Origin of the sequence: Pelagibius sp. Alg239-R121 (assembly GCF_947331435.1) — a bacterium.
Lineage (GTDB): Bacteria > Pseudomonadota > Alphaproteobacteria > Kiloniellales > Kiloniellaceae > Denitrobaculum.
Genome location: NZ_CAMZOF010000002.1, coordinates 144,317 through 161,150 on the forward strand (window position 1 = coordinate 144,317; position 16,834 = coordinate 161,150).

The following is a 16,834-nucleotide window of genomic DNA, read 5'->3' on the forward strand; positions in this document are numbered from 1 at the left end:
TCAAGGCAAAAACCCTCGTGAGGGGTGTGGCACATCCACACCCCTCACGAGCCTGCCGTAACCGGCTGCCACCCAGGTCACTTTAGGGCCCAATCGGGCCTGACCAGAAGCGGCCTGGTAAGTGCAATACTCTGGAGGACAACATTATGCTGCTAGGATTTGCCTTGCTCTACGTGGGCGCCGTGCTTTTCCTGAACGGTCTGTGGCTCCTGGGTCATGTCGACGATCGCGAGATTGCGATCATCAATATTTTCTCAGGAGTCGTTACCGGTTCCGTCGCGTTCTACCTCGCGTTCGGTCCAAGTGCCGATGCCGGCTCCATCAAGGCCGCCGGTTTAACCCTGCTTTTCACATTCACGTATCTCTGGGTTGCTTATAACCGCTTTCAAAACGTCGATGGCAGAGGCCTGGGCTGGTTCAGTCTTTTCGTCGCCATTACCGTTGTACCTGTCGCGATCGACACGCTCGGGAACGCTGCAACCACATGGGACGTCTGGTTTGGCCTCTGCTGGGCAGCCTGGGCGGTACTCTGGTTCATGTTCTTTCTACTGCTGGCCCTGCGCAAGCCAATCGCCAAGGTGACCGGAGCGGTAACCGCGATTGAGGGTGTCCTGACCGGCTGGCTGCCGGGTTATCTCCTGCTGGACGGGGTTTTAGCCTGATCTGCGGTCGCATTAGCGGAGAGGTGAGTGCGCGTAAAACGCTTTGAAAACCGACGTCCTTGTCACCGATCAGCTGCTTGGGAGGCTTATCAATGCCGATATATGATTACACCTGTACGAACTGCGGACCCTTTACGGAATGGCAATCGATGAGCCTGTCAGCAGCGCCTTTCCCCTGCCCGACATGCGATCGCCAGTCCGAGAGAGCACTCAGTGCCCCCTATATCGCCAACATGGATCCTTTCAATCGTATCGCACACCAGCGCAACGAAAAGAGCGCCGACACGCCAAAAATGAGCAGCACCCCATCGGCCAATGATGAAGGGGGTTCGTCCAAACACAAAGGGCACGCCTGCTCCGGCCATCACGGGCACAAACACAAGCATGGCCCCTCTCGCCCCTGGATGATCGGGCACTAGATCGAATTTACAAGTACGATAGAACGCCAATGGCGAACCTATCTAGCCCTGATCTGCTCTAGGTTGAGGATTTCATGATCTGACCGCGCGATTAAAATTCATCCCGCGCGATCAGGTGCAGGTAACCGTGGCGAAGCCTGATCCCCAAATCCAGGAATGGGCGCGGCGGCAGTCGGCTGGGTCCGGGTATCGACAGCTGCAGTGAAAGAAGTTCGCTATCTATGTTCTCCATGTACTCTGCCAGAAGGCTTCCGGCTGCCTCTCCCCGTGTCATCGGCGAAACATCATTGGTGAGCACGGCATAGAGGTTTGGCCCGAAGCTGCCAAACACTGTGCCGTTGTTGCGGGTGAAGGCCATCGAACCGCCCCAGCTGTGTTCAAAGGGCTGGTCCGACAGATCCGGCCAGCGCACCGCCATTGCCCGACGGTGCATCTGGGAAATCTCCGCCACGCGTCCGCGCGATGCGGGCGCACCTGGAACAAAGTTGAAATAGTTGCGTACGAAGAGCCGCTTGTCCCAGGTAAGCCGGATAGTCGCACCGTACTCGGAGCCGCCAAGCATCCCGAACTCCTCTCCCGTGCCCAAGACGGAAAGGGCGGCAGGGTCAAGCGGCGCGGTCAGGCTGCCATAGGTGGCCATCGGCACGAAATGCGCCGTCGCGATTCCGAACTGCCTAAGGAAAACCCCTGTTGCCAGCACCACGCGATCCGCGATGACTTCTCCATCAGGAGTCCAGATCTTATAGCCGTTGTCGAGAGGTTCCAGTTCAGTGACCGGACTTTCTTCAAATAGGGTAACGTTGGCGGGTAAGTGTTGCGCAAGGCCCCGCATAAGCGCTGCCGGATTGACGAGCGCGTTGCCACCGGTGTGCAGACCGTTCGAATAAAATCCCGTGCCGATCCGCTGTTCCAGAGCGTCCCGCCCCTGCCAGGTGTAAGGCAGATCCAGCGCATCCAGCGTCTCGGCAATGTGGCCAAGGTGTTTCTCGCCATCCGGCCCCGCCGCGCCGTAAAACCGCCCGGCCTCGCTCCAGTCGCATTGGATTTGCCAGCTCTCGACCTTCCGCCGCAAACTGTTGAGTCCCGCCTCCCAGAGCTGCATGTTTCGTCGCAGGATTTCGAGCTGCTTTGGTGCCCCATGCGAATGCAAGTTAAGCATGAAGCCGGCGTTGCGGCCTGATGCGCCGTATCCCACCCGCTCAGCCTCGATGAGACAAATCTCCTCGTCCGGGCAGAGCTCGGCCAGCCGGTTGGTCGCCGAAACGCCGCAAATGCCGCCGCCGACAACGGCTGTGCGCACCCGTACCCGACCGGTTAGACTGCGCGGTACCGGCGGGGGAGCCAGGCTGTTCCACCAGCCGTTGCTGTCGGTGTGCCGGGGGATGACGGCGGGTTTTGACATGACCTCAGTATCCGCGCTCCAGATCGACGATCGGCCAGGGCTTGCCGCCGTCGAGCACGCGGCGGATATGGCCAGCAATGAATCGAGCAGCCGACTTCTCATTTGAAGGAGCCGCAGCATGCGGTGTGATGCTGACCTTCGGGTGGTTCCAGTAAGGATCGTTTTGAGGCAGAGGCTCTTCCCGGAAAACATCCAGAGCCGCAGCCTCGATCTTGCCGCTGTCAAGAGCTGCGAGCAGGTCGGCATCGATGATAGTGCCGCCGCGGCTACAATTGATAATGAAGGCGCCGTCCGGCATCTCACCGATGGTTTTAACGTTGATCAGGTCGGTCGTGTCGGGGGTGAGCGGCAGAAGGTTGACCAGAATATCCGCGCGGCCGAGGACCTGCGGGAGCGTCTCTTCTCCATGCAGACACGTCACGCCTTCGATATTTTTGGCACTGCGGCTCCATCCCGTCACGTCGAAGTCGAGCTCGCGCAATCGCCGGCAGACGTCGAACCCGGTCTGCCCCAAACCCAGCACCGCAACCCGGCGCTCGCCGTTCTCGGGGTAACGATGCCGCAGCCATTTTCGCTCGGCCTCATAAAGTCTGTAGCGATTATAATAGCGGTGAAAATGCAGCACCCAGTGAATCACGTGGCACGACATATCTAGCACCAGCATGTCGTCCTGAAGCCGCACGATTGGCACGTGAAGGGGGGCGTCGGGATCGAGGGTAATGTGAGTCACGCCGGCGCCGATCGAAAAGATGTACTTCAGATTTCGGAATCCGCCGAGCCGGCCTTTCGGCGGAGCCCAGACCACCGCGAATTCTATGTCGTCCGGATCGCCCAACTTGCCTTCAAGACGGAGGTCGCTGCCGGCACCTGCATGGTGAAACGCAGCACGCCACAAATCATCCGTCGCCTGATCCCAGTGGAAATAGATCGCCATTTTGTTCTGCTTTATTTTGTGGCGGGGCCCGAATGATGCGGGCACCCGCCATTTTACCTACGATCAGTTGGCTGCTTTCGCTTTTCCGACCAATGCGTCGAAATCTGCCTGGTGGGCGGCGATCCAATCGCGCGCCACGGTCTCGATTTCTTTCGGCGAATTCTCGCCCGCATTGACCCGGTCCATCATGGCATTGAGGTCCGCGATCGGGATGCGGAGTCCGTTGAGAAACGCAAAGGCCGCCGGATTGGCAGCGGCGAACTCACGGTTCACGAGAATATAGTTGTCGTTGGCGCCGAATCCCGGGTTACGGCCGTCTTCCCATTCTGTGTTTGGACTGTCTTGACCTGGTAGTGACGAGAACGGTGCATTGAGAAACACCACGTCCTGATCGGGCACCAGTACCGACATGATCCAGTTTGGAGCCCAGGCTGTGTAGAAAATAGGTTGGCCGGCCTCGAAACGTTCGATCGTGTCGGCCATCAGCGCGAAATATTCACCCTTGTCGTTGTTGACATGATCACGCAGTTCATAGGCGTCGAGGTGATGCTCGATAACCTTTTCGCAGCCCCAGCCGGGGTTGCAGCCGGTCAGGTTGGCAAGCCCGTCGCCATCCGTGTCGAAAATCGCCGCGACCTCAGCCGTCTTCATCTGCTCAAGAGTCGAGATCCCGTGCGCATCGGCGGTCTTTTTGTCAATGAAATAGCCCTGCATAGCATTGGTGTAGGTTGGACCGGCGCGCATGAACACATCGTCGCCGCCGGAATTGGCATAATACTCGTCATGCAGCGGCTTCCAGTGCACTGCAGTATAGTGGGCATCGCCTTGACCAACGCTCAAGTGGATGGCGGGGTAAGCGGCGGTCAACATCTCTTCAGTCTCGTAGCCGAGCGCAGCCAGGCCATCCTCGATGACTTCGTAGATCAACTGGTGATCGGTACGCCCGGTACCGATAGGCTGCACCTCTGCAGCAATAGCGGGTCCCGCCAGCGCGGTGATGACGAGTGCTGATACCGTGGCGCGCAGTGTTGATTTGGTCATGAGTCTTTTCCTCCCTTGAGTGGTTTTTTTCAGGTTTTTATTCTGTTGCCGGCCAAAAGGCCGCGCAGACGGCCCACCGGCCCCTGTTCCCACAAGCCCTTGCCGTTTCTGTCTCGCCGGGTTAGCCCAAAGCCTTGCGTAATCCGGTCGAACACCATTGCCAGGAGCACGATACCGGTGCCGCCTGTCGCCGCGCGCGCCATATCGAGTTGGCTGATCCCGACAAGAACCAGCCGCCCCAGCCCTGCAACCGAGATCATCGACGCGATGACGCTCATGGCGAGAGACAGCATGACGGTTTGGTTGATCCCAGCCATGATCGTGGGACGGGCAAGCGGCAGTTCGACGGACCAAAGCCGTTTGACGGGGGACGCCCCGAATGCGTCGGCAGCTTCGACGAGGTCCTCACGGACGGTCTTGAGCCCCAGATTCGTTAGGCGCACGAGCGGTGGTGTCGCAAAAAAAGCGGTCACAATCACGCCCGGTACATTGCCGATGCCGAACAGCAGGATGACCGGGACAAGATAGGTGAAGCTCGGGACCGTCTGCATGAAGTCCAGGATTGGGCGGACGATGATCCAGACCAGTTTGGAGCGCGAGCAGAGAATTCCCAGTGGCAATCCGAAAAGCGTGGCGATCAGCACCGCACTGACCAGGACCGCGAGACTGGTCATAGCCGCGTCCCACGCGCCGATCAGGCCAATCAGAGTCATCGCCACGAAGGTCAGGATTGCAGTGGCGCGATTGACCAGTTGCCAGGCGAAGAAGCTGAGCGCGACAATGATGATGGTCTGCGGTGTGTCCCGGAGTCCGTCTTCAAGTAAATCGAGCAGGATCTTAACCGGTACTTTCATCGCCCGGAACACGTCGCGGAAATTACTGGTCAGCCAACGAATGAAATCATTGGCCAGGTCGGCCAGTGGGATCTGTACCGATGCGAACGGGTCGAGCAGCGCAGAAAAGTCCATGCTTACGCCCCTCCCGATCCGCGGCCGCTGCGTGCGGCGCCAAGCGCCTGCGTGTAGCGGTCGACCAGGATCGCAGCCATCACGATCCCGAGCCCGCCGACGGTTGCAGACCCAAAGTCAAGCCGCCCAATCCCCTCAAGTACCATACGCCCCAAGCCGCCGACCGAAATCATGGAAGCGACCACGGCCATGGTCAGCGACAACAGAACGGTCTGATTCAATCCGGCCAGGATCGTGGGACGAGCGAGCGGAAGCTGGGTGCCGAAGAGAACGCGCGTTTCGCTTGCACCGAAAGCGTAGGCAGCCTCTACCATATCCTCGCGCACTTCGCGGATGCCAAGATTGGTCAGACGAATCAGCGGGGTGATCGCAAAGAGGCAGGTCACGATCACGCCCGGCGCATCACCGATGCCGAACAACATGACCACCGGCACGAGATAAACGAAAGACGGCATTGTCTGCATGAAATCGAGAACCGGCCGCAGGATCCGGAAGAAACGATCACTGCGCGCTGCCAGAATGCCAAGTGGAAGCCCGACGAGAATACAAAGGACAACCGATGTCAGGACGATCGACAGCGTGATCATTGCGGCTTCCCAAGCGCCGATCAATCCGATGAAACAGAGGCAGACAAGGCCAATTAGTGCCAGGCGCCAGCCAGACAGAAAAAACCCGACAGCGGCGATGAATATGAGGCCAACGAGAGGCGGAACGGCGATTAATCCGCCCTGTATTAAGTTGAGAAAGACCTGCACCGGCGCCTTGGCGGCTAGAAGCGGCGCACGCCCGATGTCCACGATCCAATCCAGTGCGGATTCAGACCAGTCGCCGAAGGGAAGTGTGAAGTAGTCGAAGGGGTTGAGCAGGGGATCCATCCTGGCCTCACACCCGCGCCAGATCGGATTTGACGGTTTCGAGAATCTCGGCACTGCCGATACGGCCCAGACATCTGTCACCATCTTTGATCGTAAGTTCCTCGGCGCCTTCGGAGAAAGCTTTCAACAGCGCCGGCAACGGTGTTGAAGGGCCGAATTCCCGCGCTCCCGGCGCCGTGCCACCCTGGGTCATGATCTCTACGGCCGATATATATTTCAGCGTCGAGATCGAGCTTACAAACCGGGACACATATTCAGTCGCCGGCCGCAGGACAATGTTTTCAGGCGTACCGGTCTGTACGATGCGGCCATCCTTCATGATAGCGATCCGGTTACCCATCTTCATTGCTTCATCCAAATCGTGCGTGATGAAAAGCGTGGTCTTCTTCATCTCGCGCGAGAGCTTCAGGAATTCGTCCTGTAAGTCTTTGCGGATGAGCGGATCGAGCGCACTGAAAGGTTCGTCCATCAACAGGATATCTGGATCGGCCGCCAGCGCACGGGCCAGGCCCACTCGTTGCTGCATGCCACCCGACAGCTCGTCCGGATAACGATCACCCCAACCGCCGAGGCTTACACGCTCCAGGGCGTCATCGGCGGCCGCACGTCTGGTCTCTTTCGGTGTCTTCTGGACTTCCAGACCGAAGGCCACGTTTTCCGATATCGTCTTGTGCGGCCAGAGCGCCATGTGCTGGAACACCATGCCGATCTTGCGGGCACGAAGTTCACGCAACTCCTTTGGATTCAGACCCATCACGTCGCGCCCTTCGACATGGATCAGCCCGGCCGTTGGTTCAATCAGCCTGTTCACGTGACGGATGATGGTGGACTTGCCCGATCCAGAGAGGCCCATGATGCAGAAAACCTCACCCTCGGCGACCGAAAAACTGGCATCTGCAACACCGATTACACAGCCAAAACGCTTGAACGCCTCATCCTTGTCGACCTCACCGGACTTGGCGGCCTCCAGCGCCTGCTCTGCGCGCGCGCCGAATATCTTCCATAGATTACAGCAGTTTACGGGATGTTCGTTTGCCATGATTTTTTCATGTATCCCCAAGAAGCTTCAAAGATATTTGCACATAACGCCGCAACCCTGCTTGGAAGAAAGGTTCACCCACTGCGTAACTCCATGTTACGCTGACCCCGAATATCGATCTCTTCAAATTCCGGAAGCCAATCCAACCGGGGCCCCATGACCTATACGTCACGCAAACTACCACCCGTCAAAGCCCTGCTGTCCTTCGAGGCAGCTGCGCGTAACGTCAGCTTTTCCGAGGCGGCAAAAGAGTTGAACGTGACTCGGGTCGCAGTCTCCAGACAGGTGCGGCATCTGGAAGAGGTACTGGGCATTAAGCTGTTCGTGCGCGGCCAAAGCAGCGTTGAGCTGACACGCGCCGGACGCCGGTTATCGCGCGTGGCTTCGAACGGATTCCAGTCGATCGCCGAAGAGATCGAGGCCATCAAGACCTCATCTGACGATCGTCTGATCACCATCGCCACTTCGAACGGCGTATCGACCTATTGGCTGATGCCGACCATCGGGCGGTATCGCGAGATTGATCCGGCCGTAGATTTCCGGCTGCTGGTTTCTTATGACTTGATCAACTTGGTGCAGTCCGGCGTCGATATCGCCATCCGCTATGGCGAGGGAAACTGGAGTGGCGTGCAAAGCCAGCTCCTGCAGCGCCAGATGATTTTTCCCGCTTGCAGCCAGAGTTTCATGACGAGGTACGGTCCCTTCGAAACCCTTGAGGATCTATTGAAGGTACGGCTGTTGGATTACGAGGCCGCTGCGGATCAGTCGTCGTTTTGGCCGAGCTACTTTCGAGACATGGGCGAACACATGCCGGTGACGCCACGGATGAGTTCCTATGATTCCTACATCAACTTCGTGCAGGCAGTTCTGGATGGCCAGGGAGTCGGCCTCGTCGGGCCGCCGCTGATGCAGCAGTTTCTGGATAGCGGCGTGCTCGTGAAGGCGCTGAGCGTCGATCCCTTGCCGCAACGCGGCTATTATCTTTGCCAGCCGGGCGGCGTGGCCGTGCCCGAGATCGTGAGCGACTTTCATGGCTGGTTGCAGGTTGAATTGGGTAAGCCGGGTGAAAACGTGGTGTTAACCCTCTAGCGCTCAATCTTACCAAAAGAGACTTATTTTCAAGCAATTATCCTCAGATCAAACCGTTGTGCGTAACCTGTGATTACTCTGTTGGACAACAATTCGAAGCTTGCTGCAAAGCCCGATTGCTCCAATAGTTTCGGGATGGAGGTACACCATGCCCGAAGATCTCGAAGTTCCAACCAAACAACGAAGGCGATCCGGCGGCGCGGCTGCGCGGCGGCAGGCGCGAACACGCGGGCCGATCGTCCACCTGCCGACGGCCGTACGCAACATCCCGACCTACGAGGTGCTGGACCAGGAAGGCCTGGAGCGCATCGACGATACGGCGATGGGAATTCTCGAAACCATCGGCATTGAATTCCGCGAGGATCGCGCCATCGAGATTTGGCGCGAGGCCGGCGCCGACGTCGACGGCCAGCGTATTCGCATACCGCGGGAGCTGATCCGCAAACTCATCAAGACGATTCCCCAGGAATTTGACTATCACGCCCGCAACCCCAAGCGTTCGGTCAAAGTGGGCGGCCGCCATATGATCTTCGGCCCTGCCTACGGCACGCCGAACGTCATCGACCTTGACGGCGTGCGCCGGCAGGCGACGGCCGATGACATGCGTACGCTGATGAAGCTGCATCAGGTTAATCCGGCGATCCACTACAACGGCGGCTACACACAGGAACCGATGGACGTCGCGGTGCCGCACCGGCATCTCCACATGGTCGAATCCAGCTTTCTGACCACCGACAAACCCATCATGGGATCAGGCCAGTCCGCCTATCAGGCCGAAGACAGCCTTGCGATGGCCCGAATCGTGTTCGGCGAGGACTTCACCGACCGAAATGTCGTCATGACGGCCATCTTCAACGGCAACTCGCCGCTTGTGTGGGACGAGACCCAACTGACCTCGATGCGCTTGTACGCGGAGGCCAATCAGGCAATGTTGATCTCTCCCTTCGTACTCTACGGCGCTTCGACGCCGGTCCATATCCTGGCCGGCACGGCACAGATCGTCGCCGAAGTCATTGCGGCCATCGCCTTCACCCAGATTGTCCGCCCGGGGTCCCGCGCGGTCATGGGCGTGGCACCCATGGGGGTCTACATGAAGTCCGGCTCGCCCACGTTCGGCTCTCCGGAAGTGGCGCTGATGATGTACGTCTTCGGCCAGATGGCGCGGTACTATGGCGTTCCCTGGCGGACCAATGGCGCAAAGACCGGTTCGAAGAAGGACGATCTTTATGCAGGATACGATTCCATCCTCAAGGTTTATCCGGCCATTTTGGGCGGATGCAATCTGCTGACCCATTGCGGCGGCACGATCGAGGGCTCGCTTTGCATCTCGATGGCGAAAGTCGCCACTGACGGTCGTCAGCTCCAAAGCTTCTACACGATGTTGGAGGGAGCCTCTTTCGACAATATGGATGTGGCGCTCGAAGGACTCGCCAAGGTCGGGCCGGGTGGTCATTTCTTTAACGAGGACTACACGCGTGAGCATCTTCCCTTTCTCGATGAGATCCAGGACAACGAACGCTATGAGACTTGGCGGGCCGCGGGCAGTAAAGACGTGACTCAGCGCGGTCGGGAATGGTGCCGGCACATGCTGGAGCGCTACGCGGAAGACCCCCCTACACTCGACCAGGCAATCGCCGAAGAACTGCGCGCCTTCGTGACGCGACGCGAAGCGGAAATTCCGTCCAGTGTTTCCTAGAGTAGATTCACCGCGACGACAGATCGCCAGGGGCGATTCCGTCTAACGCGGATCTACTCTAACCGTATGATTTAGAGTGCCGGCTTCAGCACTGAAAAAGGCCGGACGTACGAGACAACCATATCCTCGACGTGCTCTCGCCTTTCATCCAGCCAGTTGGAATCCGACAAATCCCGGCCATAGGTCGCTGAGAGCGTAAATCGGTTCGACAGGTGCAGGTAGCTGAGCGACAGGATTGAGATATAAAGCTGGAACGCGTCGATGTCGTCCCGCAGTACACGACTGTCAGCACCGGCTTTCAAGATACGCTCAATGGTTTCGATGAGGTCGACAGCTGCATTGGCAACGGGCCGGACCTTCTTGATGAACTTGCCTCTCTGCGTGTTCTCGACGCCGGCGATGTGGACAAAATCAGGATTGTTTCTCATATGATCGAAGGTAAAGCCGACGAGCTTTCGTATAGCCTCGACCGGCTCTAGTTCTTCAAGCTTGAGCTTCCGCTCTTCTTCCCGAATATGCGAGTACACCCGCTCGAGACAAGCGATATAGAGATCCTTTTTTCCGCCGAAATAATGATAAAGCATGCGGATGTTGCACTTGGCGCGAGTGGCAATGTCTTCCGTGCGTGCGCCGCCATACCCCTTCGCGCCGAACTCAGCCATTCCAGCCCGCAGGATCCGTTCCTTGGTGGCAGCGGCATCCCTTTTGATTTTGGGTTTGTCGTCGCTCAATATCATCTCGTTTCGGCAGTTTCCTGGTTAGTTTCTCGTCGCATTCGGCAACAGGGTTACAATCTCCGGGAATATCATCAACAGTGCAACAAGTGCAATCTGGATCAGGACAATCGGCAGTGCCGCCTTATAAATCTCTGAAATTTTCAGGTGCTGCTGAACGCCCTTCATGACGAAAAGCAACACACCAAACGGGGGCGTAATTCCGGCCAGCTCCAGTTGGACAAGGATGAGGATGCAGAACCAGATCGGATCCAGTCCCATAGCCGACACGATCGGCATGAAAACCGGAATGGCCACCAGCATGATGGAGATGGTGTCGATGAAACACCCCAGGATCAATACAATCACCTGCATCACGATGACCGTAAGAATTGGGTTGAGTCCCAAATCTCCGACCGCAGAGACCAGAGCCGATGTCGAACCGGTTGCCGCCAACAGCTGACTGAAGCCGGTCGAGCCGACAATCACCAGCAGCATCATCGCCGTCGTCGTCATCGCTGCCATCAGGGACTGCTTGACCGCATCCAATGTAAGACGGCCATAGCAGGCAGCAAGCACAAGAGTCGCGACAACGCCCATTGCGGCCGACTCGGAAGGTGTCGCAACGCCGAGAAAGATCAATCCCGTAACAACGACGATCAGGCTCAGCAACGGCGTAATGGTGAGCAGGGAATAGAATTTTTCGCCAATGCTCGTCGCCGGCGCTTCATAGGGCGGCGCCAATTCCGGCTGCAAAGCAGCCCGCACTGCGAAATAGGCGAAATACATCGTCGCGAGAACGACGCCGGGCAGGATCCCGGCGAGCAAAAGCTCGGCGATCGAGACCTTTGCAAGTGCGCCGAGCAACACGCCCAAAGCACTCGGCGGTATCAATACTGCCAATCCGCCGCCTGCAAGAATCGAGCTGACCGACATCGCCGGTTTGTATCCGCGCTTGGTCATCTCGGGAACGAGTGTCGAGCCAAGCATGGCAACGGAAGCCATACTGGCACCGCTCAAGGCACCGAACAGAGTTCCACCGCCGACCGAAGACAGCGAAAGCCGTCCTGGAACCCGGCCGATCCACTGATCCACGGCTTCGACCGTCTTTGCGGCCAGGCCGGTTCGCATCAAGAGCTCGCCCATGAGAATAAAAAGTGGAATCGGGATCAAAGCAAATTGACCGATTGACGAGAAGGAACTGGTCGCCAACAGGGAAAGAGAGCCCGCGCCGCCAAGGAAAAAATAGAGGCCGACGATGTTCAGGGTCAGAAAACCGAACGCCACCGGCATGCCGCTGATCATCATCAGCATCAACAGGCCGAAAAAGAAGGCCAGGTTATATACCCACTCGTACTCCACCTGGCCTACTCCCCTTGAATTTCCGGCAAGCCGGTGTCCTGCCCCGCTGATGCCTTGGCGCGCAAGGTTGCCTCGGGGTCTGTTTCTTTCAGATAGAGCGTCAGGCGCAGAGCAAAGGCCAGAGTGAGAAACCCGCATCCGAGCGGAATGACGCAGTAGGGCCAGACACGGGGAATGCGCCAGATCCTGGGCATCATGATGTTTCGCTCAAGGTATTCGATCGCGGCAATTCCAGTACGCCATGTCAGAACCGCGCAAACGGCGATTGCCGTCAGACAGACCAGCACCCCGAGAACCCGTTGCATCGCGACCGGCAAGGCTTCGACGAGGATTTCGATACGCACGTGGCGGTCTTGCATCAAAACCCAAGGCGCACCGAGGAAAGTGATCCAAACCAGCGCATATTCCGAGAGGTCGAAGGCCCACGGCGACGCCGCATCGAAGAAATATCGCGAGAGAACGTCGTACGTGATCCAAAGGCTCATTGCGAGAATGAGGGCCGCGGCCACCGCGGCAAAGCAGGCCGCGACGCGTTCGAACGACCGATAAAAAGCTGCAAAAGTCACGCCGAGCGATCCAACGGAATACCCTCACACATCGATAACACTGCGGGTCAAATTAGACTAATCAGACCCGCAGGTATCGTTTAACCGAAACCGTTCTTTCAGCCGGCCGTGCCAAACAGTGGCTTGAGGCGGGCGCCGTCCTCTGGGGCGAGCTCGGTAATCTTTGACCAGAGTTTTTCCTCAGTCAAATCGATGAACCGCTTGGCGTCAGCGTCGGGCAAGGTCACGAACTCGACCCCGGCCTTGCCCATCTCCGCGTGCTCTGCATCGCGTTTTTCTCTTGCCCACTTCTCGCCTATCGCGTCGGCAGAACGCGATGCCTCGATCAAAATGTTTTGCAGAGGTTCGGGTAACGCTTTGAACGAATTAGGATTGATGAGCGTTGCGGTTCGCAGTTGATAGAACGACGGCAACATTATGAATTTGGCCTGCTCGTAGAACTTAAAGTCCAGCAGTCCAATGTCGGGCCAGCCCAGGCCGTCAACAACACCGCGTTCCATGGCGGTATAGGCTTCGGCGGGCGACGTAGTCACCGGTGTCGCCCCCAGCGACTGAAGAATTGGATCGTAGAGCGGGATCGACCGAATCTTCTTCCCCTTGAAGTAGGACAGATCGCTTGGATTGCCGCGCACCTGGAACACGTAACCGACACCACTCAATGGCACGCCCAGCATCATTACGCCGCGCTGTTCCATCAATACTGACGCGTAGGCGTCGAGCGCGCCGGACGCACGAAGTTCGTCAACGGATGCAGTTCCGCTGGCAAGGGAAATCGAAGACGGCATGGCGCCGGCAAAATAGGAGTTGGCCGAATGACTCATATCGAACACACCATTGGCAATCGCCTCCGGCGCATCGAATCCGCCGATCACGTCGGACCCTCCCGCGTATTCGATTTCAAGTTCGCCGCCGGAGAGCCGGTCCACTTCCGCCGCTAGAAAGTCGTAGGGTTTCCCCCAGACGGTGTTGCGGTTGATGAAGGCGATGTAGCGCAGCTTGTGCTTACCTGCCGCAAAGACCGGCGCCTTCCCGCCGAGGAACGTGGCTCCCGCCACCGCGCCCACGGCCATACCTGAAGTCGCCAGCATTTGCCGGCGTGTAAGGTTTTTGGTTTTTCCCGTTTTTTTGTTCATTTTCTTCTCCCTGTTGTGATCGATCCAATAAGGAAGGATCTTTTCGACGCTCTCCTGCGCCTATTCCGCCGCGACGGCCCCAAGTGCTGCCATAACCCTTTCCGGCGTCGCAGGAATATCCCGCACCCGCGCACCTGATGCGTTCGCGATCGCATTGACAATCGCCGGTATGGGTGAGATGCCGGGATGTTCCGCCATGCTCTTTGCGCCGAACGGCCCCCGCTCAAGCGGATCCTCGACATAGAGCCGCGTCACTTTTGGTGAAATATCGCGGCTCGACGGCAAACCATACCCCTCCAGGGTCGCCGGGTTGTCAGGGTGAAAACGCTCGCTGAGCGCAAAGCCAATTCCAAATGCGATCGCGCCATCGATCTGTCCGTCGACCGCCAAAGGATTGATACGCGTGCCGGGATCACAGACATTTACATGGTTCAGCAGCCGCACCTGTCCGGTTTCGGTGTTCACGTCGAGTTCAATCAGTCCGGTGTTATAGCCGTAGAGAATAGTAGGCGCCTCTCCGCTCCATTTTATCTCCGCTTCACAAAGACTAGACTCTCCATTCTGCTCAAGATGCCGAACGATTTCAGACAGCGTAACATGTGTATCAGGCGCATTTCCGACAGAAACACTGTTACCCTTCACCAGAACTTTCAAAGGATCGCTCTGCAAGAGTTCGCCAGCAGCGAGTAAAATCTTATCCCGTAGTTTTTCGGCCGCCATCTGAACGGCCTTGCCGGTTCCCACAGTAGAAACGGAACTGAACGTCGGCACCGGATAGGGCGCGGCGGTCGTATCGCCCAAGGTCACGCGCATTTGCGCCATTGAAACGCCGATTGCATCAGCGGCGATCTGAGCAAACTGTGTTGTCGGCCCCTGTCCCTGCTCGACTGTCCCGGCCATGACATGAATTTTGCCGTCGTCGTCTAATTCACACCCGGCCGTGATTGACGTCTTCAGATACCCGATGTTGCGCCAGCCCGCGCCCATCCCGAGGCCGGGGCGCCAGGGTCCGTCGAGCTTCGCCCGGCGTTCCGCCAGCCTCGCCCGGGCTTTTTCGTAGTGGGGACGCAGCATCTCAAGCTCCCTGACCATCGAGACATGCTCCGTAAGCGTTTGTCCGAAATGCGTTTTCGATCCTGACCGTATTGCGTTTTTCAGCCGAACGTCCAGCGGATCCAAACCCAGACTCTCGGCAACGAGGTCGACCTGAGACTCATAGGCGAGTGGCAGGTAATTCGCATTGGTTCCCCGCAATGGTACATAACGCGGACCATTCGTCAGCACATCCCAAGCCCGTGCGCGCACGTTCTCGATCTCATAGGGTCCAGTGGCGTGAGAAAGCAACGCGCCCAATGTTTCGTAGAAGCAGAGCTCGACACCTTTTGTCGTCTTGTCTATCAGGAACGGCGCCCAGCTGCCTGCTCCGTGCATGACCTCGACATCAACCGCTACAATTCGGCCGTCCCGGGTTGCGCCGGTGCGATAACGAATATCGACGGAAGGTGCCTTGCATGACCCCAGTATGGATTCAGCGCGGGAGAAAGTCATACGGACCGGGCGGCCCGTCTTTTGCGCCATCAGGCCTGCCGTGACTGCAATGAGCGTGTCGCCGCGCGTGCCGAAATTCCCTCCCATTGCAGGGCAGATGATCCGCACATCGCCTTCCTTCATGGCCAGGTTGTTGGCGATCGACTGCGTTCCCTGCACAAAAGCATGATAAAGGCCGGTTCGAACGATCAGCTTGCCGTCTTCTTCGTAAGCAAGCGCCGATTCCGGCTCCATCGCCGCATGTTCGCGTACCGGCACGGTATAGTCGTTTTCGATGATCACATCGGCCTTGGCGAACCCGGCCTCTATGTCACCGCACGACACCTCTTCTGGCGCGGAGATACGCGGCGAGTGATCGAACAGCGGGACCGCATCCGGGCGCGCCGATTCGGCGACTTCTATTGCGTGAGGCAAAACCTCGACCTCGACCTTGATCCGCTTTAGCGCTTCTTCCGCCACGGCCTCGGAAACAGCCGCTACACCTGCAAGCGCTTCTCCTTTGAAGCGGATCCGGTCCTTTGGAAAGACATAGACCTGAGGCTGGCAGTTCGGCAGGAAAGGCGTTCCGGGAACATCGTCGGCCGTGATGACGGTCACGACGCCTTCCAACGCGGCAGCTTCGCTGACGTCGATCGACAGGATGCGCGCGTGATGATGTTCCGAGCGCAAAAGTTTGCCGTAGATCATGCCGTCCATCTTCAGATCCGCTGCATACTTCGCTGCGCCGGTAACCGTCGCCGGGCTATCAAGCCGGGCGACATTGACACCGACGGCATGACCGTTCGCCTTCTCCGGTCCGACAGCATCCTTCCCTTGATCGATCAATTCCGCCGCGTATTCGACAGCCTCCAGAATCTTGGTATAGCCGGTGCAGCGGCAAAGGTTTTTCGAAAGCCCTTTAACAATATCCTCACGGCTGGGATGCGGTTTCGACCGAAGCAGCGTGTGGGTCTTCATGATCATTCCTGGGATACAGAAACCGCACTGTGTCGCTCCCTTTTCCAGAAAAGCCTGTTGGATGGGATGAAGGATCGAGTAGTCCTCGCCTGGCTGAAGATCATTGGCTTCGGGCGCCAAACCTTCGATCGTGAAGATCTCCTTTTCGACCGCACGGCCGACTGGAAGCAGGCAGGATTTCGTCGGCTTGCCGCCCATCATCACAATGCAGCTGCCGCATTCTCCGTTGTCGCAAGCTTTCTTGGCGCCGGTCAGATCGAGATCCTCACGCAGCACATCCAGCAAACTAAGATCGCGATCGGATTCAATCACCGCCTCCGCACCATTTACATTCAAGGTGATTTTTTCGCGCCTCTGATCGCGCATCAACAGCCTCCAAAGTCCAGGTTACGTCAAAATCATGAGATCGACACGATAATTTATAAGTAAG

15 protein-coding genes are annotated in these 16,834 nt (G+C 57.8%); 4 read left to right on the forward strand and 11 right to left on the reverse strand.

The window, feature by feature from the left end; all coding sequences use genetic code 11:
• The first annotated feature begins 146 nt into the window (after positions 1-146).
• Both QMZ18_RS07870 and QMZ18_RS07875 read left to right on the forward strand, forming a co-directional pair.
• Positions 147-662: an AmiS/UreI family transporter gene (locus QMZ18_RS07870; protein WP_282605728.1), complete on the forward strand. Its 516-nt coding sequence runs from the start codon at positions 147-149 to the stop codon at positions 660-662.
• A gap of 92 nt (positions 663-754) precedes the next feature.
• The gene (locus QMZ18_RS07875) at positions 755-1,081 is read left to right on the forward strand and encodes a zinc ribbon domain-containing protein (RefSeq protein ID WP_282605729.1); all 327 of its coding nucleotides are present in this window, start codon (positions 755-757) and stop codon (positions 1,079-1,081) included.
• Positions 1,082-1,172: 91 nt separating this feature from the next.
• Here QMZ18_RS07875 and QMZ18_RS07880 read toward each other — a convergent pair whose 3' ends face one another.
• The 6 genes from QMZ18_RS07880 to QMZ18_RS07905 all read right to left on the reverse strand — a co-directional run bounded on the left by QMZ18_RS07880 (position 1,173) and on the right by QMZ18_RS07905 (position 7,340).
• Complete coding sequence (locus QMZ18_RS07880) at positions 1,173-2,483, reverse strand: FAD-binding oxidoreductase (RefSeq protein ID WP_282605730.1); 1,311 nt, start codon at positions 2,481-2,483, stop codon at positions 1,173-1,175.
• 4 nt (positions 2,484-2,487) lie between these two features.
• Positions 2,488-3,417 carry a glyoxylate/hydroxypyruvate reductase A gene (locus tag QMZ18_RS07885; RefSeq protein WP_282605731.1) on the reverse strand — a complete coding sequence of 310 codons (930 nt, stop codon included), beginning with the start codon at positions 3,415-3,417 and terminating at the stop codon, positions 2,488-2,490.
• A gap of 63 nt (positions 3,418-3,480) precedes the next feature.
• Positions 3,481-4,458, reverse strand: coding sequence for a glycine betaine/L-proline ABC transporter substrate-binding protein ProX (gene proX, locus QMZ18_RS07890; RefSeq protein WP_282605732.1), 978 nt, complete (start codon positions 4,456-4,458; stop codon positions 3,481-3,483).
• 29 nt (positions 4,459-4,487) lie between these two features.
• Positions 4,488-5,426 carry a proline/glycine betaine ABC transporter permease gene (locus QMZ18_RS07895; RefSeq protein ID WP_282605733.1) on the reverse strand — a complete coding sequence of 313 codons (939 nt, stop codon included), beginning with the start codon at positions 5,424-5,426 and terminating at the stop codon, positions 4,488-4,490.
• Between the two features lie 2 nt (positions 5,427-5,428).
• Positions 5,429-6,301, reverse strand: a complete 873-nt coding sequence (locus tag QMZ18_RS07900) for a proline/glycine betaine ABC transporter permease (RefSeq protein ID WP_282605734.1) — start codon at positions 6,299-6,301, stop codon at positions 5,429-5,431.
• A gap of 7 nt (positions 6,302-6,308) precedes the next feature.
• On the reverse strand, positions 6,309-7,340 hold the full coding sequence (locus QMZ18_RS07905) for a glycine betaine/L-proline ABC transporter ATP-binding protein (protein WP_282605735.1): 1,032 nt from the start codon (positions 7,338-7,340) through the stop codon (positions 6,309-6,311).
• 156 nt (positions 7,341-7,496) lie between these two features.
• Between QMZ18_RS07905 and QMZ18_RS07910 the strand changes: the two genes are divergently transcribed.
• Positions 7,497-8,429 carry a LysR substrate-binding domain-containing protein gene (locus QMZ18_RS07910; protein WP_282605736.1) on the forward strand — a complete coding sequence of 311 codons (933 nt, stop codon included), beginning with the start codon at positions 7,497-7,499 and terminating at the stop codon, positions 8,427-8,429.
• A 148-nt stretch (positions 8,430-8,577) separates the two neighbouring features.
• Positions 8,578-10,125, forward strand: a complete 1,548-nt coding sequence (locus QMZ18_RS07915; RefSeq protein WP_282605737.1) for a trimethylamine methyltransferase family protein — start codon at positions 8,578-8,580, stop codon at positions 10,123-10,125.
• Positions 10,126-10,196: 71 nt separating this feature from the next.
• Here QMZ18_RS07915 and QMZ18_RS07920 read toward each other — a convergent pair whose 3' ends face one another.
• The 5 genes from QMZ18_RS07920 to QMZ18_RS07940 form a co-directional block, all read right to left on the reverse strand.
• Positions 10,197-10,856 carry a TetR/AcrR family transcriptional regulator gene (locus tag QMZ18_RS07920; protein WP_282605738.1) on the reverse strand — a complete coding sequence of 220 codons (660 nt, stop codon included), beginning with the start codon at positions 10,854-10,856 and terminating at the stop codon, positions 10,197-10,199.
• A 27-nt stretch (positions 10,857-10,883) separates the two neighbouring features.
• The gene (locus QMZ18_RS07925) at positions 10,884-12,200 is read right to left on the reverse strand and encodes a TRAP transporter large permease subunit (protein ID WP_282605739.1); all 1,317 of its coding nucleotides are present in this window, start codon (positions 12,198-12,200) and stop codon (positions 10,884-10,886) included.
• A 5-nt stretch (positions 12,201-12,205) separates the two neighbouring features.
• A complete protein-coding gene (locus QMZ18_RS07930) occupies positions 12,206-12,766 on the reverse strand; it encodes a TRAP transporter small permease (RefSeq protein WP_282605740.1) in 561 nt (186 codons plus the stop codon).
• A gap of 98 nt (positions 12,767-12,864) precedes the next feature.
• Positions 12,865-13,899, reverse strand: a complete 1,035-nt coding sequence (dctP, locus tag QMZ18_RS07935) for a TRAP transporter substrate-binding protein DctP (RefSeq protein WP_282605741.1) — start codon at positions 13,897-13,899, stop codon at positions 12,865-12,867.
• A gap of 60 nt (positions 13,900-13,959) precedes the next feature.
• A complete protein-coding gene (locus QMZ18_RS07940) occupies positions 13,960-16,770 on the reverse strand; it encodes a molybdopterin cofactor-binding domain-containing protein (protein WP_282605742.1) in 2,811 nt (936 codons plus the stop codon).
• Positions 16,771-16,834: the final 64 nt, after the last annotated feature.

What these genes read in the sequence shown, in the direction of transcription:
- QMZ18_RS07940 (WP_282605742.1), bottom strand. Translation starts at nt 16,770, where the DNA reads ATGCGCGATCAGAGGCGCGAAAAAATCACCTTGAATGTAAATGGTGCG.
- QMZ18_RS07905 (WP_282605735.1), bottom strand. Translation starts at nt 7,340, where the DNA reads ATGGCAAACGAACATCCCGTAAACTGCTGTAATCTATGGAAGATATTC.
- QMZ18_RS07900 (WP_282605734.1), bottom strand. Translation starts at nt 6,301, where the DNA reads ATGGATCCCCTGCTCAACCCCTTCGACTACTTCACACTTCCCTTCGGC.
- QMZ18_RS07910 (WP_282605736.1), top strand. Translation starts at nt 7,497, where the DNA reads ATGACCTATACGTCACGCAAACTACCACCCGTCAAAGCCCTGCTGTCC.
- QMZ18_RS07880 (WP_282605730.1), bottom strand. Translation starts at nt 2,483, where the DNA reads ATGTCAAAACCCGCCGTCATCCCCCGGCACACCGACAGCAACGGCTGG.
- QMZ18_RS07875 (WP_282605729.1), top strand. Translation starts at nt 755, where the DNA reads ATGCCGATATATGATTACACCTGTACGAACTGCGGACCCTTTACGGAA.
- proX (WP_282605732.1), bottom strand. Translation starts at nt 4,458, where the DNA reads ATGACCAAATCAACACTGCGCGCCACGGTATCAGCACTCGTCATCACC.
- QMZ18_RS07885 (WP_282605731.1), bottom strand. Translation starts at nt 3,417, where the DNA reads ATGGCGATCTATTTCCACTGGGATCAGGCGACGGATGATTTGTGGCGT.
- QMZ18_RS07915 (WP_282605737.1), top strand. Translation starts at nt 8,578, where the DNA reads ATGCCCGAAGATCTCGAAGTTCCAACCAAACAACGAAGGCGATCCGGC.
- QMZ18_RS07870 (WP_282605728.1), top strand. Translation starts at nt 147, where the DNA reads ATGCTGCTAGGATTTGCCTTGCTCTACGTGGGCGCCGTGCTTTTCCTG.
- QMZ18_RS07895 (WP_282605733.1), bottom strand. Translation starts at nt 5,426, where the DNA reads ATGGACTTTTCTGCGCTGCTCGACCCGTTCGCATCGGTACAGATCCCA.
- dctP (WP_282605741.1), bottom strand. Translation starts at nt 13,899, where the DNA reads ATGAACAAAAAAACGGGAAAAACCAAAAACCTTACACGCCGGCAAATG.